The following is a 15,209-nucleotide window of genomic DNA, read 5'->3' on the forward strand; positions in this document are numbered from 1 at the left end:
GAAGAACAAATGGCCGCAAACCGCGCACCGGAAAACCCGTATCTTGCCGCTCGCCAGGAATGGAGTGAACGCTATGGCTCGTATGTCAGAGCGGCAGCCGCATGGCGTGTCGTCGGTGTCCTTGGGCTGGCCATGGCTGTGATCGGCTTTGGATATGCGATGTATCTGAGCACGCAGGTGCGACTGGTGCCGTACATCGTCGAGGTCGACAAGCTTGGGACTGCCGTCACGGCAGGCTTTCCAAAGCAGATCGAGTATGCCGACGTGCGCGTGGTGCGCGCCACGCTCGGAACCTTCGTCACAAGTTTTCGCTCGATCACCCCGGACGCAGTGGTGCAGAAACAATATATCGACCGCACCTACGCGCTTCTTCGCACCTCCGACCCGTCGACCGAGAAGGTCAACGCCTGGTTCCGAGGCAATTCTCCATTTGAGAAGGCAAAAGCTTCGACGGTTGCGATCGAGGTCAACAACATCGTTGCTCTCTCCAACCAGACCTATCAGATCGACTGGACCGAATATGAGCGTGACCGCAAGGGCAAGGAAACCGGCACGCGGCGGTTTCGCGGGATCGCGACTGTAACGATCACCACGCCTCAGGATGAGGCGACGATCCGCCTCAATCCAATCGGCCTTTACGTCCGGGATTTCGATTGGACAGCACAGCTTTAAGGGCAGGGGATTTTCAATGCACAGAACACGACTACGATTGGCAGCCGCCGTCTGCATGGCCACCCTTGCAGGGGGCGCATATGCTCAGAGCATGACGAGTAACGAACTGAAAGGTACAAATCTTTCACGGAAATGGCGCGGCACACCGGGGCTTGTCACGACAGGTCCGGACGGCAAGGTCATCTTTCTGTTCGGCGAGACCCAACCGTCCGTTATCTGCTCTCCACTGCAGGTCTGCGACATCGAACTTCAGGGTGGGGAGATCGTTCGCGACGTACTTGTCGGCGACACGGTGCGGTGGAAGGTGGAACCTGCCACTTCAGGGGCGACAAGCGGACAGGCGATCCATCTCATCGTCAAACCGTCGGAACCAGGCCTTCTGACCTCGATGGTCGTCACGACCTCCCGTCGCACCTATCATATTCAGCTCAAATCCCATCAAAGCCAGTACATGGCGCGGGTCGGGTTCGAGTATCCGGAAGATGTTTCCACCAAACTCGCCGACATCAATTCCCGTCTCGAAACGGCCGGTATTCCGGGCACTGCGCCGGAGAAACTGAACTTCTCCTATTCGGTGAGCGGCGGCGCATCGTGGAAACCGAAGCGGGTATATTCCGACGGGATGAAGACCTATATCCAGTTCCCGAAGTCTATTTCGGGACAGGACGCACCTGTGCTCTTCGTCGTTTCAGCCGGTCAAAACCGTATCGTCAACTACCGGATGAAGAACGACATGATGACGGTCGACTATGCGATCGACAAGGCGATCCTCGTATCAGGCGTTGGTTGGCGGCAACAGAAGATTACCATCCGGCGGGGAGGCTGACCATGCGCAAGCTCTTCGCATATTGTGTTGCGAGTGCGTTTCTCTCTGGTTGCCAGACGGCAGACGACACCTTGATAACCAGCTCTGCCCCCGTTTCCATAAGCGGACCAGCCGCGAGCGCGGTCGCAGGCGACATGGCAAGCCGCTTGGCTGAGCAGATCGGCTCGGCTGGCGGAACCACGACGATTGTTATGCACAACGATAAGTCGGAATTCGGGACTGCCCTCGAAGCAGCCCTGAAGGGCTGGGGTTACAGGGTCGTCCCGGACGGCAAGGTATCTAAGACCGCCACGCTCATCGAGCTTGCTTATGCAATCGAGGGCTTCGACGGACAAATTCTGGCCCGCGTATCAACTCCATCGATCGCACTGAGCCGTGCATATGCGCCGAGTGCGGCCGGCGCGGCGCCTACCAGTCCGCTTTCGATCATGCAGCGCAACTGACGGAGATTTACAATGGTTCAGTCGCTCCAGCTCGGCACGTCCAGCCAAGCAGACGAACAGAATGGCATGCGCCGACTCAACCGCTTGCCGATCATCATAGCAATCATTGTCGTCGTGATTTTTATCGGCGTTGTTGTCATTGGCCTGTCACTGCGCGGACTTTCTTTCAATCGTGGGAACTTCGATGACGTTTCGAACAGCCCCGCGACTAGTTTCGGGGATCAACTCAAGCGCGGTATATCCGATGGAATTATTGGTGAGCCGGACAAACAGGAGGTTTTCCAACCGGCACCTGTCAAAATTGAAAAATCGGAGAAGCAGCAACCGATCGTCGAGCGCCAGTCAGTTGAGCGAGAAGAAAGTGGGCAAAGTCTCGAACCGGAAGAGGTCTGGAAGGCTCGCCTGAAGCGAGAGCAGGATGAACAGTACATGCGAGAGGCGCAGCGCCAACGTATGGCCCGCATTCAGGCTGGTGCCACAGCGCTCGATTCGCCGCTTAAGGTCGACGTTTCGGATATCGATAGTACCGGGAATACCAAAAGTGACATTGGCCGACAGCCAGCCACCAGCGCTGCGAACAGGACATCCGATCTATATGCTGCGGCACTACAATCTGGCTTGATGGGACAGAACGCAGATCAGAACGGGCAAGCATCGAAGGAGGATTTTTTCAACCAGGACATCAAGGATCTCGGCTATCTGCCAAACCAGGTCGTGCCGCAGATGTCGCCCAATGAATTGAAGCGCGGATCGGTCGTTCCCGCCACATTGATCACTGGGCTCAATTCTGACCTACCCGGCCGCATAACTGCCCAGGTCAGCCAGAATGTCTACGATAGCGCCACCGGACGCCGGCTTCTCATCCCCCAGGGTGCAAAACTGTTCGGTCGCTACGATTCCGAGGTATCGTTTGGCCAGGAGCGCGTTCTCGTGGTCTGGACCGACCTTATATTCCCAAACGGATCTACTCTGCAAATTGGCGGCATGGCCGGCACGGACGCCGAAGGATATGGCGGCTTCCGGGATAAGGTAGATCGCCATCTGTGGAGGACCTTCGGTTCGGCAGCGCTGGTGGCAATAATTGGAAGCGGGATCGATATGTCTATGCCTCAAAGTTCGACGCTGGCAACGCAGAATACAGCTTCAGATGCCGCACGACGAAATTTTGCAGAGAGCTTCGGCCGGGTCGCGGAACAGACGATCTCGAAAAACCTGAACGTCCAGCCGACGATCCACATCCGTCCAGGGTACAAGTTTAATGTCCTCGTCGATCAGGACATTATTTTCCCGTCAAACTATCGCGGCTAAATCTCGCGATCAGCGGCTCCCCAGCGTCGAGCAGAGCAGAAACCATTCCGTGAGAAAACGGCATATTTCACACGTTTAGGACTTGGAATACCCGCAAAAGCTGAGTAAATTCAACAAACGCATCGATCCTGATCATGCTTTGCAATCAAGGCGCGCGGGGCTGCCATGGGGCAGACCAGTCGCCTGACCGCCCATGGCACCTCGATCTTTGCAACGCGAGCAGGGCCATCGGGGCTCGCAGCTGCTCAGGAGGAGACAAGCCATTGGACGGTGACCTTCGCTCACTCATCGATATGACAGAAGCCGCGCATGACGAGCGGATGATCAAAAGTGCTTTGAAGACATTCACGCACGCTTGTGGCTTCGAACGGTTTGCATATTTGCAAACCGAGGGGTCGGAAATCCACACATTCAACTCTTATCCGGAGGAGTGGCAAGGCGTTTATATTGAAAGCCACTATTCCCGCATCGACCCGGTGGTCTGGAAAGCGAAGACCCGCATGGAGATCTTTCCTTGGACAGCAGACGAGTGGCCTGCTCGTGGAACGTCCGAACTCAGACGGTTTCGCGACCGGGCTATCAATCATGGTATTCGCAGCGGGGTGACGATACCGGTCGAAGGCAGTTTCGGCTCGACGATGATGTTGACTTTTGCATCTTCAGCGCAGGCGGCTGATATCTCGAAACTTCAAGATTGGCAGAAAGCGATCCGTGCCGTTCTGGCAATCCATTATCGCCTGAAAATGATTGCTGCGACCACGATCGTGCCACCGAAGCGCATGCTTTCACCAAGAGAAGCAATGTGCCTGAAATGGGCGGCGAAAGGAAAAACCGCGCCGGAAACCGCGATCCTGACGGGGATCAATCCAAGAACAGTGCAGCATTATCTGGATAAGGCGCGAGAGAAGCTCGAAGCGGCGACCGTTCCCCACCTCGTCGCGATCGCCAAGGATCACGGCCTGCTCTAGCGTCAACCAGCGACATCAGGGGCTACGTCCGGTACGTAGCCGAGTGCATCGATGATCTCCGAAAGTTCTTCCTGCTGGGCTGCGGACTTCTCTTGGCGCGCGGTATATTCTCGCTGCAGGCTCTCGACGACCGTTCTCGACAGCGTAGGATCAGATGAAGCGCGGGTCCACTCGTCATAAACAGCTTCGTCGGCAACGATAAGCCGGCGGTGCTCTTTGATCGCAGCAATCGCCAAAGCCTCCAGTTCTGATTTCTTCATAGAACCATAGCAGGATCGGCGTTTTTTTGTTTCGTCGTTGGTCTCAGACGAGTTCACGTCGTTCACCGATTCCCTCCCTCTTCAACACCTGACGCTTAAAACGAAATCCCTGTGAGCAACAGTCGTCTAGGCGATATTGCTTGATCTGTCTCTCATAAGTTTCTTTGTCAGTGCCGTTGTGTTGGCAAAATGCCGGACGAGTAATATCACGTGCAAAGTCGAATCGGAACTATAGTTCCTAGAATAATAGTTCCGTTTCAGGCTCCGCTCTCGTCATGGATCTCAATGAGGTCATGGCGATGAATTTGCGTCGAATACGTCATGGCAAACAACTGACGCAGGAGGAATTGGCGCACCGTACGGGCCTTAGTACGCGCCATATCGGTGCGATCGAGCGAGCCGAAATGTCTGCGACCCTCACCGTCGTTGGTCAGATCGCGGAGGTACTGGGTGTCGACCCTGCCGAGCTTGTGACGAAATGAAAGCCGTGCGCGTCGGATCTTAGTGCGTGTCATGGCCGGCCATGAGACCAATGGCAAAACGCAGCCGGGTTTGCCTGCTCTAGTTTTCTGTGCGGCCAGCAGTGGCTTGCGTGGCTGGTGCTGGCGCTTTAACCAGCTCGGAGACAAACTTCGTGAGGGGCACGATGTTTTCGTGCCCGCTCGCCTCTTCCAGGGCGTTCATATACTCGTCACGGCGCGCGACAGGAATAACTGTCCACGGCGCTCCGCACTCGGCAAGAAGTGCGTTCATGATAAACCGCGCCGTTCGCCCGTTTCCATCTGGAAAAGGATGGATGTAGGTGAAGAGAAACGGAGCGACGATTGCCTTCACGCGCGCGTCGGGTTCCTCCGAAATGCTTTCAAACAGTGCATCCATGGCGTCCGCGATTGCGTGCGGCGGCAGGGGAACGTGAGAAGAACCTCTCAAATAGACGTTGTGCGACCGGTAGCCCGCAAGCTGGTGTGCCTTGACGATGCCGGCGGTGACGGAAGGGCTAAACATGGCTCGGAACCAGTCTTGATGCCTGGCCTCCAGCAATTCGCCGGACGGCGTCCCATCAAGTATGTTTTTGATGTCGTCGCGAACCTCCTCGAAGGCCAACCTGTATCCTTTGGCGGCAAGTGCGTTCTTTGTTTCGTAATCACGCGCATCCGCATCCGGCTCCCACTGACCGTCTTGCACCCTCCGTATCAGCTCTTCAGAAACCTCGTAGCCCTCGATTGAAAGGGAATTGAGGGCGTCTGCCACATAGCGCTCATCGATGGTGGCGATATAATCGTCCCGGTCGTTGATACGGACTTGCTCGAATCCGATGTAATTGAGGGCGTCTTTCCGCATTCTCGCCCAGAGGTTCTTGATCCGGGTAGCCGACGGTGCCTGAGTTCGTCGTGCATCCAGCGTGATCAGATCCACTGCCGGGTCGAAAGGGTCATCCTCGTGCGGATTGTAGCCCGCCGCTTCCAGCGTCTTGATGATGGTGTCCGCGTCCCTTGTTCGGCCAAGATGGCGCAGTGCTCCCGCAACGCGTCCGCCGACGTGACTCCTGCCGCCGTCCAGGAGGTATTGAAGCAACGTGCTTGTTCCGCGGATTGAGCCAATGACCGCGATGACATCGGTCGCCGAGTTTTTCCATGACTCGGGAGACAAGTTGCAGATCGCCTCTTCCATAGGCATCAATCTCAATCGTTCTCTCGTCTCGGCGGGTTCGTTTCCCTTTGAGCGCAGCAGGTAGAGCGACGTGTTGCTCGGTAGTATCACAAGCTGATTGTTGGCTTTCGGGCTTCTGACAATGACCTGCGCCGGAATGGAATGGTTTTCGGACCATACAGCCACGGATGCCTCCGCAGAGAGCCGCCATTCATCTGCGAAGCGGTCGTCGAGATACTTTGCAACAAACTCCCAATAGACGGTGCTCCAGGCAGCATCTATCCTGTTGTTAGCGGACGGCCGCGAGTTCACGGCGAGCCAGCCCTTCATGATTTCCTCAAGGAACCCGTTGTCTTGCAGTCGTTCCCGGTGGACACGGCTGAGCTCTTCGGATTTCACCACCGATCGGGTGCCGTTCTGCGTCACCCCCTTCAGTTCAGCCAGGGATGCCGCGAGCAGTTCGTTGGGTTTCGCCATGTGGGCCTCCGGCGACGCCGTGTGAGGAGTGGACCATGTCTTGTAGTTGCACTAATTTGACGCTTTTTACAAACACTAATAACATGCTTTGGAATTTCACTACTTTCATGTTCTTGAATTGCACTATTTTGATGCTTTTGATTCGCACTAATTTTGCGCCTTGGACTCAAACTAACATTTCATCTCGGCGCGAACCGTCTCGAAAGGCGCGACGAACTCGATGCTATTGCTGACCACCAATGCGCGACAGATCGATGCGTATCCCTGCCCGCCCAGCATCCTGCTCCGCCTCTGGCTTTTCCTCTCTTGATTCCGCGTCAGCGTCCTCCTCCTCGGCGGGGATCTTCTCTCTACTTTGCTGCGAAACACCAACCGGCGTTCCCGGATCCTCCGCCTGGAACACCCTCACGCCCTCGAACTCACCAGTCTTCCATGCGTAAATCGCATCCTCGAAAATCTGCGAGAAGACGTCTTTGCTCGTGGGGTTGCCATACCATTTCGCAACGATCCTGAGGACCTTGGCGAACATCGCCGTGCCTTTGCGAAGGTTCTGGCAGGGGTCGACTAGATCGGGCTTCAAATCGGTAGCTTCCTTGACCCCAACGCCTGCGGGAAACTGCGTCAGGCCAACGCGGACGACAGCTTGGCCAGCATACCGCCGCACGATCGCAATCGCCTCCTCGGCCGATGCGGCTTTAGGAACGAGGATCAACCGGCCGCCAGTTTTCACGGTGACGGCGAGGGGATCGCTGGAGCCGGCGTCGGCTACGAACTGCTCCACGATCGCGAGATCGAGGGAAGGGTCTGCGCATTCTTTTATCAGGTCGGCGTCGAGCATGGGGCCTCCTTGGCGCTCAGGTGTTGAAGGCAATAACAAGCGGCTTTGCGAAGAGCTTTGCCCAGGCTGTGGCAGCTGCGCGCTGGATCGCGACGATTGATGTCCCTCGAGTCCACCAGCCGTTTCCCACGGCAACGACAAAATCAGGGTCGTGCAGCATGGAATGGAGGATCGGCCAAACGATCAGTTGCTCGTAGCAGATCAGCGGCGCTGCCCGATTGGCACCGATCAGGATTACGGGGTTCGCAAAGAAATCCGCCCGTGCTCCACCGCTCTGCCCGAACAAGGATCGCCATGGTTGCCACATCGCGCCAGGAACCGGCATGCGTTCCCGATAAACGATCCGGCCACCGCGGCTGTCGATCGCGACCAGGACATTGTCATACCCGGTAGCGTCAAGCAGCGCGGCACCAGCAATGGCCGTCGCCCCGCTTGCACGGAATGCGCCTGCCCAAAGCCGCTTGACTTTCGGTGTCCAGAAGCCAAGCGTACTTTCGGGAAGCACCACGTAGCTTGCTCCATCGCTGGCCGCATCCTGAAACGTTGCTCTCAAGTCACGTTGGCGTTGAAGACCGGCGTCCCGACCAAGTGAAGCGCCCATTTGCAGATCGACGCCGCGCCAACCCTCAGGTAGGGTCGGATCGGTCCAGATCGCGGCGGACCAAAGCCACAAGCCTGTCAAGGCAGTGGCAACAGCTGGCCAAGTGCGGGTTACGAGGCCCGCAAGGCCAGCTGTCATGAACGCAAGTCCCCACCATCCCCATCCCGGAAACACAACACCTGCGGCTGTGACGGGATGCGCCCAGCCCGTGATGCCGAATGGTGGGATGGCCATGACGCCTGCTGCCACAAGATAGCGAAACGGACGGACTCCGCTTTTCCTTGTCCAAAGCACAGTATGCACGGCAACGAAGCCCAACGACGCGCACAGCCAGAGCAACAAGCCCGGCCAGATATCAGACGAATAGAAAGCGGCGACGCCCTGTGGCAAACCTCGCGAGGCGGCCAGAAAATATCCGGCGGAGACAAATGCCGACACCAATCTCGTTCGCGCGATTGACCAAAGAACGGGAAATCCCAGCGCGACCGGCAAAAGCAACGCGTGACCGCTCCAGCCAACCACGCCGATCGCGACGGAAGCGAAAACGAGTGTCATCGCCCGAAGGTACTCACGGCGCATAGGTGAGAACCTCCTGCGCTAGACCGAGAACGCCGGAGGCGGGCACCGGACCGAAGTAGCGTGCGTCGTAAGAACCTGGAAACGAGGAGTAAAGGAAGACATGTCCTGGCGGAATGGTGCCACTCGGAAAGGGCGTCAACGACCGACCTTTTCCATCGCGCAGTGCGATATCTGAGGAGGGGGCCCTCCTTCCATCCACGCTCACGCTGTCGCCGATTTCAACATGTTGTCCTGCAACGGCGATCACTGTCTTAATCAACGGTGCGAAACCGCCTGGGCAGGAACCTGAGTGGAAATAACCTCGTGCCCTCGCTGCCCGCATCGCCACTGTTTCCGGTGGGCAGATGAACAAGAGGTCGTCGACTGCTGCCGGTCGATGAAGCGGGATGATACGCCACAGGCCGAGTGGCGCGCTCGGGGTCAGATTGATACGATAGCCGCCGGAGACGGCGGTCACCACCAGCAGGATGGCAGCTACGGCCATTATCGCCAGACCGACTATGGCTCGTCGCTGCTGAGCGGTCATGGCCCGGCGCGTTCCAGTTCCCGCCGTCATTTGAGCGAGAGCCCCTGGCTTTTCGTCTGTCGCAGGGTTTCTGCCTGTTTGAGCGCTTCGGTCGTTCGTTCATGCGCGCCAAGCTGCTGCACTGTCCGCATGGAATTCCAGGCGGACTGGACCTCCGCCTTCTGGCCGGTCGTCATGCCTGCTGTGACGGTCTCGAACGTCTTGCCGCCAGTGTCTTTCGCGGCCAAAGGCAGGAAGGTCCGCTCCCCGAAACGTTCAGACACGGCCTTGGCGAACCCTTCGAGTTCGGCCTTCACCATTTTGTCGGCAAGCGCGTATTCGAGGCCTGCGGGCAAATCATTCCGGTCGATCGCGTCACGGACCCGCTCAAGCGTTTGCCTGGCAGATGGGGAGAGCGCCGGGATGTCGACAGAAACTTTCAGCCGGACCGCGCGCTCTTCCTTGTCATGTTTGACTTCGGCCTCGGCCCGCTCACGAAGGTAACGTTGAAGATTTCGGGCGAGCGCCGGCACATTGGCGATGGCTTTTTCCCGGTCCTGCCTGTCGCGGCGGCCCGCGAATAGACCGGTCTTTCCCTTGAGGGCGCCGAAGCTTTCTGGCTCGTGCGCGATTTTTGCCAGCGTGGACTGCGCGATCGACGGGTCCTTCAACATGGTGTCGACATCGATGGCCTTGAAGGCTGCTTGCGGGTTCGCATAGACGAAATGGAAGCGGGTCGAGACGTCGTCCCATTGCATCTTGAGACCGGGGTCAGTGGCGAGCTTGTCCTCGACAGCCTGGTCGAGCGATGTCGGGAAGATGGTGATGCCTGATACCATGGGCCTGGCCTCCTTGATTGTATCAGTCATGGCGTGTTTGTTGCTGCCGCGGGCAAGCCCAAGCGCTGTGCCGATGGCGGCAAGACGGGCACCGAGGTCGGCGAGTTTGTGTTTCTGCCGGACGGCCCATTGAAGACGATCATGAGCGATCGTGCGGGCGACGGTCATGAGGTGCAGGCCGCGGGCCTCGGCAAATCGCAAGGCGTGGCCGTAGAGAGTGCTCTGCTCGTAGTCGAGGCTCGTCTCCTTGGCGTTTTGGCGCGACAGGATCGGAATGAGGCCGCCCGCCTTGGCAAAGGAGCGGCTGCCGTAGAAGACGGCGAGATCCTCACGATGGCGGGTCATGGCCACATAGGTGAGATGCCGGTCCAACGAGAGGGATGCCAGGACCTTCACCCGGTCGACGGTGGCACCTTGGGCTTTGTGGATCGTCGTCGCATAGCCATGATCGAGAGTGTTGTAGAAGCGCTGCTCGATCGTGACCAGGCGACGGTGCTCGCCGTCTCCAATCTCGGCAACGATCCGGCCGGGTGCAGCCTCACGCACCTTTGCGAGCATGCCGTTCTTGACGCCAAGGCTGCCCTCGTTCTTGAGGAACACGATCTGGTCGCCGGTGGCGAACATGCGAGATCCGTCCTCTGTCCTGAACACAAAGCCGTCTTCGAGAATACCGCGCTCGACAAGTCTGGCGCGGGCCATGTCGTTGAGCTTTCGCACATCACGACGAAGGTGTGCGAGGATCAGGCTGGTCCTGGAAGAATCGTAATCGCGATCCCAATCGGCGATCAGGCTTTCGACGGCCTCGTCCTTCAGCCTCAAACCAATCATTCGACCTTGGGCGGTGTAGGCATCGACCGCCTGGCCGACGTTACCGCGCGCCAGGTCGAGCGAAGCGTCGCGCATCCATTGCTGGCGCTGACGATAGATCGTATCGAGTTCGGCATAGCCGATGCGATCGGCGATCGCACGGAAGGCAGCACCGGCTTCGATCGGTTGAAGCTGTTGCGGATCGCCGACAAGGACGAGCTTGGCGCCGGCCTTGGTGACGGTTTCGACCAACAGCGCCATTTGCCGTGACGACACCATACCGGCCTCGTCCAGCACGAAGACGCATCTGTCGTCGAGCTGGTTGCGGCCCTGGTTCCAGCGCAGCTCCCACGACGACAGCGTGCGGGAAACGATGCCCGCTTCCTTTTCCAAACCTTCGGCGGCTTTGCCAGCCAGGGCACCGCCGACCACACGATAGCCGGCCGTTTCCCAGGCTTCACGCGCCGCCTTCATCATCGTCGTCTTGCCAGCGCCAGCGCGGCCGATGACAGCTGCAATCCGCGTGGGCGCAGCGACATGGCTGATCGCCGTTCGCTGCTCCTCCGACAGACGGCAATGGCGCGCAAAGGTCGCCGCCAGCACAGCCTTTCGGACGCCATGAGAGGTGCTGCCGGAAAGCCAGATCGCGCGATGGGCCATCTCGGCTTCAAGCCGGATCATCTCGCGCGTGGTGTACTTTGCTGGACAACGAATGCCTGTCGTAAAGTTGATCCGCTCGCGTTCCAGCCGGAGGGCTTCAGGGCTTTGGAGAATGCGGACCATCAGACTTTGGAACAGCGCGACATCGTCGATATAGCGATACAGGACCTTCGCAACATCGCGTTCGTCGAAGACGCTTTTTTCCCGCGTGATCAGGTCGAGCACGATCTCCGGACGGCGCTGGATGCGACGGGCGTTTTCGCTGCGACGCTGCTCCTGGATCTCGATGCGCTCGAGGTTGGGAGTTGAGGTCTGCGACGTGTGGTCGGACCGCTCGGCCTTGCGCACGATGGCTTTGGTGCCGACGCCGAGGTGGATGGTTGGCTCGAGCTCGATCCCCTGCTTTTCGAAGGAACGGCCATCAATGCGGATATCGAGACCGGCGAGCGCCAGATGTATGTTCTGGCAGGCAAACCAGCCGTCGCGAAACGCGTTGAAGTCCTCCGTGTTACCGGCCCATAGCTGATAGACGATCTTGCCGGCATCATTGCGGATTGGCTTGCCATCCGGGCCTGTTACCGCAACTTTCTTCGAACCGAAACCGTCTTCGGTGAGCGGGCGTAATGTGGTCATGAGATGGACGTGGGGATTGCCGGGAGCGTCGTGGTAGACCCAGTCGGCGACCATGCCCTGCGCGGTGATGTGGCCCGCCACAAATGCCCGCATGAGCGCGATGTTCTGCTCGGCCGTCAGCTCGAGCGGCAAGGCTATGGTGACGTCCTTGGCGAGTTGTGCGTCGGATCGCTTCTCGAAGTCCTCCACCTTGTTCCAGAAAGCCTCGGATGCGCCAGCGACCGAGCGATCGGCAATCATGCGGCGCACCCATTCTGGGGCGTCATCAGGGATCACGAACGCCTCATGCAGGAGCCCCTCCTTGCGGGTGTAGTCGATCGTCCGGGCTTCCCGATCAAACTCCATCCTGGCGCAATGCCGGTAGGCCGCCGACAGCACGGCGCTGCGGCCGGAGCCACGAGCGACGACGCTGACGGAGAAGTGAGGGATGGCCACGGCGGAGTTCTCTCCCGGTTGCGAACGAAATCAAAGAGTTCGTCGGGAGCGGCGGGCCACCAGGGTCTGTCAGCAACACGTCGCGTCAGCGACGTATAATTGCGCCCTTGGAAGCCGTCCTTGCGAACGGCCGGGATCATTCACGAAAGCATCGCCGTTGGCGATTGTAGGATTCACAGTAGTGCGTTCCGCACTCCATTCCGAAAAACTGGGTTCGAAAGACAAGCTTTCTCACCCAGGAGACGATCGGACATGAAGAAGCCATCTTCGAAAATCCGCGATGAAATCGCAAAGCTGCAGGAACAGCTCAAACTTGCCGAGACGAGAGAAGCCGAGCGGATCGGAAGGGTCGCGCTCAAGGCGGGTCTTGGCGAGATCGAAATCGACGAGGGAGAACTTCAGGCCGCGCTTGAGCAACTGGCGAAACGATTTCGCGCAGGCCATAGGGCAGACAAGGGCGGCACGAGCGGAGGGAAGAAGAGCACCGGCGACGACAGCGGAGAAGCGGCGGACGCATCTGGCGCGGGCCCGGGCAGCGGTGGTGAGGCTTGAGCGTATGGCGAGAACGATGACATCCAACGCCCGCAAGAAGGACACCCGTGAAAAGATCGAGCTCGGCGGACTGATCGTCAAAGCCGGGCTGCGTTATGAGAAGCGCGCGCTGTTGCTGGGCGCGCTTCTCGATGCTGCCCGCAGGATGAAAGGCGACGAGGAGGAGCGCTCCAGGCTCACGGCAATTGGCGTAGAGGCCTTCGGCGATGACCGTCAGTAGGGTTGCGCTCGTGGTCGTACCAGGGACCTTGATGATCCTGACTGTCATCGGAATGACAGGGATCGAGCAATGGCTTTCCGGGCTCGGTAAGAGCGAGGCCGTGCGACAGGCTTGGGGGCGGGCGGGGATCGCATTGCCCTATGTGGCGAGTGCGGTGACCGGAGTTCTGTTCCTGTTCGCGAGCGTCGGCTCGATCAATATAAAGCAGGCAGGTTGGGGGGTCCTTACCGGATGCGGTGGGACGATTCTGATTGCGGCCACGCGCGAGACGGTGCGCCTTGCTGCCTTTACGAAAACGCTTGACGCCGACAAGTCTGTCTTTGCCTATCTTGATCCGGCAACAGCGATCGGAGCGGGCCTAGCACTGATGTGCGCCTGCTTGGCAATCCGCGTTATACTGATGGGCAACGCCGCTTTCGCACGGCCCGAGCCGAAACGCATTCATGGCAAGCGCGCGCTCCATGGGGAAGCTGATTGGATGAAACTGACGGAAGCCGCCAAATTGTTTGCGCAAAATGGTGGTATCGTCATCGGCGAGCACTATCGGGTAGACAAGGACAGTGTCGGAGCCCAAGCGTTTCGAGCCGACAGCGTTGAGACCTGGGGCACCGGTGGCAAGTCGCCATTGCTGTGCTTCGACGGCTCGTTCGGCTCGTCGCACGGGATCGTTTTTGCCGGGTCCGGCGGCTTCAAAACGACGTCCGTAACAATTCCGACGGCACTGAAATGGGGTGGCACGCTGATCGTGCTCGACCCCTCCAACGAGGTCGCACCGATGGTCTTTGCGCATCGCGGCAGAGCGGGGAGGGACGTGTTTGTCCTAGATCCAAAGACGCCCGACGTCGGTTTCAACGCCCTCGACTGGGTTGGACGTTTCGGCGGAACCAAGGAAGAGGACATTGCCTCCGTTGCCTCATGGATCATGAGTGATAGCAGCGGCGCGCGCGGGGTGCGTGACGACTTTTTCCGCGCATCGGCACTGCAACTGCTGACAGCGCTGATTGCCGATGTTTGCCTGTCCGGTCATACGGACGAAAAGAACCAGACGCTTCGACAGGTGCGCATGAACCTCTCTGAGCCGGAGCCGACGTTGCGCAAGCGGCTTCAGGATGTCTACGACAATTCGGGCTCCGATTTTGTGAAGGAAAATGTCGCAGCCTTTGTCAACATGACGCCGGAAACCTTCTCCGGTGTCTATGCCAATGCGGTCAAGGAAACACACTGGCTTTCCTATTTGAACTATGCCGCCCTCGTGTCGGGAAAGAAGTTCTCGACAAGCGACATCGCGGCAGGAAACACCGACGTCTTCATCAATATTGACCTCAAGACCTTGGAGACCCATTCCGGTCTCGCCCGGGTCATTATCGGCTCGTTTCTCAATGCCATCTACAATCGTGACGGTCAGATGAAGGGGCGTGCGCTGTTTCTTCTCGACGAGGTGGCCCGCCTCGGTTACATGCGGATCATCGAAACCGCGCGCGACGCCGGACGCAAATACGGCATCACTCTGACGATGATCTACCAATCCATTGGCCAGATGCGCGAAACCTATGGCGGTCGCGACGCGGCGAGCAAGTGGTTCGAGAGTGCCAGCTGGATTTCGTTTGCCGGTATCAACGATCCCGAGACAGCCGACTACATCTCAAGACGCTGCGGTATGACCACGGTGGAAATAGACCAGATTAGCCTCAGTTCGCAGGCAAAGGGATCATCGCGAACGCGCTCGAAGCAACTCGCTGCCAGGCCACTGATCCAGCCCCATGAAGTGCTACGCATGCGTGCGGACGAACAGATCGTCTTCACCGCAGGAAATGCACCGCTCCGATGCGGACGAGCTATCTGGTTCCGGCGAGATGACATGAGGGCTTGCGTCGACGGGAACCGTTTCCATTCCAACGCATCTGTGACACCAACGAAAACAAAATGAAGTGGAGAG

The 15,209-nt window shown here is 58.5% G+C and carries 15 protein-coding genes; 9 read left to right on the top strand and 6 right to left on the bottom strand.

What is annotated here, in order from left to right; all coding sequences use genetic code 11:
• Positions 1 to 9 precede the first annotated feature (9 nt).
• The 5 genes from RQI55_RS19755 to RQI55_RS19775 all read left to right on the top strand — a co-directional run bounded on the left by RQI55_RS19755 (position 10) and on the right by RQI55_RS19775 (position 4,217).
• A complete protein-coding gene (locus tag RQI55_RS19755; RefSeq protein WP_311273317.1) occupies positions 10 to 672 on the top strand; it encodes a conjugal transfer protein TrbF in 663 nt (220 codons plus the stop codon).
• 16 nt (positions 673 to 688) lie between these two features.
• Positions 689 to 1,498: a P-type conjugative transfer protein TrbG gene (trbG, locus tag RQI55_RS19760; RefSeq protein ID WP_311273318.1), complete on the top strand. Its 810-nt coding sequence runs from the start codon at positions 689 to 691 to the stop codon at positions 1,496 to 1,498.
• A gap of 2 nt (positions 1,499 to 1,500) precedes the next feature.
• A complete protein-coding gene (gene trbH, locus RQI55_RS19765) occupies positions 1,501 to 1,941 on the top strand; it encodes a conjugal transfer protein TrbH (protein WP_311273319.1) in 441 nt (146 codons plus the stop codon).
• A gap of 12 nt (positions 1,942 to 1,953) precedes the next feature.
• Entirely contained in the window at positions 1,954 to 3,249 is a 1,296-nt protein-coding gene (gene trbI / locus RQI55_RS19770; protein ID WP_311273320.1) for an IncP-type conjugal transfer protein TrbI, read from the top strand.
• A 263-nt stretch (positions 3,250 to 3,512) separates the two neighbouring features.
• Positions 3,513 to 4,217, top strand: coding sequence for an autoinducer binding domain-containing protein (locus tag RQI55_RS19775; RefSeq protein ID WP_311273321.1), 705 nt, complete (start codon positions 3,513 to 3,515; stop codon positions 4,215 to 4,217).
• 2 nt (positions 4,218 to 4,219) lie between these two features.
• On the opposite strand, the gene RQI55_RS19780 is transcribed toward RQI55_RS19775, so the two are convergent.
• Positions 4,220 to 4,543, bottom strand: coding sequence for a transcriptional repressor TraM (locus RQI55_RS19780; protein WP_042615781.1), 324 nt, complete (start codon positions 4,541 to 4,543; stop codon positions 4,220 to 4,222).
• Positions 4,544 to 4,752: 209 nt separating this feature from the next.
• Here RQI55_RS19780 and RQI55_RS19785 point away from each other — a divergent pair, with 209 nt between their 5' ends.
• Entirely contained in the window at positions 4,753 to 4,959 is a 207-nt protein-coding gene (locus RQI55_RS19785; RefSeq protein WP_042615782.1) for a helix-turn-helix domain-containing protein, read from the top strand.
• 79 nt (positions 4,960 to 5,038) lie between these two features.
• Here RQI55_RS19785 and RQI55_RS19790 read toward each other — a convergent pair whose 3' ends face one another.
• The 5 genes from RQI55_RS19790 to traA form a co-directional block, all read right to left on the bottom strand.
• Positions 5,039 to 6,604: a Fic family protein gene (locus RQI55_RS19790; protein ID WP_311273322.1), complete on the bottom strand. Its 1,566-nt coding sequence runs from the start codon at positions 6,602 to 6,604 to the stop codon at positions 5,039 to 5,041.
• A 223-nt stretch (positions 6,605 to 6,827) separates the two neighbouring features.
• Positions 6,828 to 7,442 carry a TraH family protein gene (locus RQI55_RS19795; protein WP_042615784.1) on the bottom strand — a complete coding sequence of 205 codons (615 nt, stop codon included), beginning with the start codon at positions 7,440 to 7,442 and terminating at the stop codon, positions 6,828 to 6,830.
• A gap of 16 nt (positions 7,443 to 7,458) precedes the next feature.
• Positions 7,459 to 8,622: a conjugal transfer protein TraB gene (locus RQI55_RS19800; protein ID WP_311273323.1), complete on the bottom strand. Its 1,164-nt coding sequence runs from the start codon at positions 8,620 to 8,622 to the stop codon at positions 7,459 to 7,461.
• Positions 8,612 to 9,148 (bottom strand): conjugative transfer signal peptidase TraF, encoded by a 537-nt coding sequence (gene traF / locus RQI55_RS19805; protein ID WP_042615884.1) that lies wholly within the window; start codon positions 9,146 to 9,148, stop codon positions 8,612 to 8,614. The genes RQI55_RS19800 and traF overlap by 11 nt, the downstream gene beginning before the upstream one ends.
• Before the next feature lie 26 nt (positions 9,149 to 9,174).
• A complete protein-coding gene (traA, locus tag RQI55_RS19810) occupies positions 9,175 to 12,501 on the bottom strand; it encodes a Ti-type conjugative transfer relaxase TraA (protein ID WP_311273324.1) in 3,327 nt (1,108 codons plus the stop codon).
• 252 nt (positions 12,502 to 12,753) lie between these two features.
• Here traA and traC point away from each other — a divergent pair, with 252 nt between their 5' ends.
• Genes traC through traG form a run of 3 tightly spaced genes read left to right on the top strand, consistent with a single transcriptional unit; the run spans position 12,754 to position 15,200 of the window.
• Positions 12,754 to 13,053: a conjugal transfer protein TraC gene (gene traC, locus RQI55_RS19815; RefSeq protein ID WP_311273325.1), complete on the top strand. Its 300-nt coding sequence runs from the start codon at positions 12,754 to 12,756 to the stop codon at positions 13,051 to 13,053.
• A 4-nt stretch (positions 13,054 to 13,057) separates the two neighbouring features.
• Positions 13,058 to 13,273, top strand: coding sequence for a type IV conjugative transfer system coupling protein TraD (gene traD, locus RQI55_RS19820; protein WP_311273326.1), 216 nt, complete (start codon positions 13,058 to 13,060; stop codon positions 13,271 to 13,273).
• Positions 13,260 to 15,200: a Ti-type conjugative transfer system protein TraG gene (gene traG / locus RQI55_RS19825; RefSeq protein WP_311273327.1), complete on the top strand. Its 1,941-nt coding sequence runs from the start codon at positions 13,260 to 13,262 to the stop codon at positions 15,198 to 15,200. The genes traD and traG overlap by 14 nt, the downstream gene beginning before the upstream one ends.
• The last annotated feature ends 9 nt before the right edge of the window (positions 15,201 to 15,209 follow it).

This window comes from Rhizobium sp. WCS2018Hpa-16, assembly GCF_031843705.1.
GTDB classification, from domain to species: domain Bacteria; phylum Pseudomonadota; class Alphaproteobacteria; order Rhizobiales; family Rhizobiaceae; genus Agrobacterium; species Agrobacterium tumefaciens_C.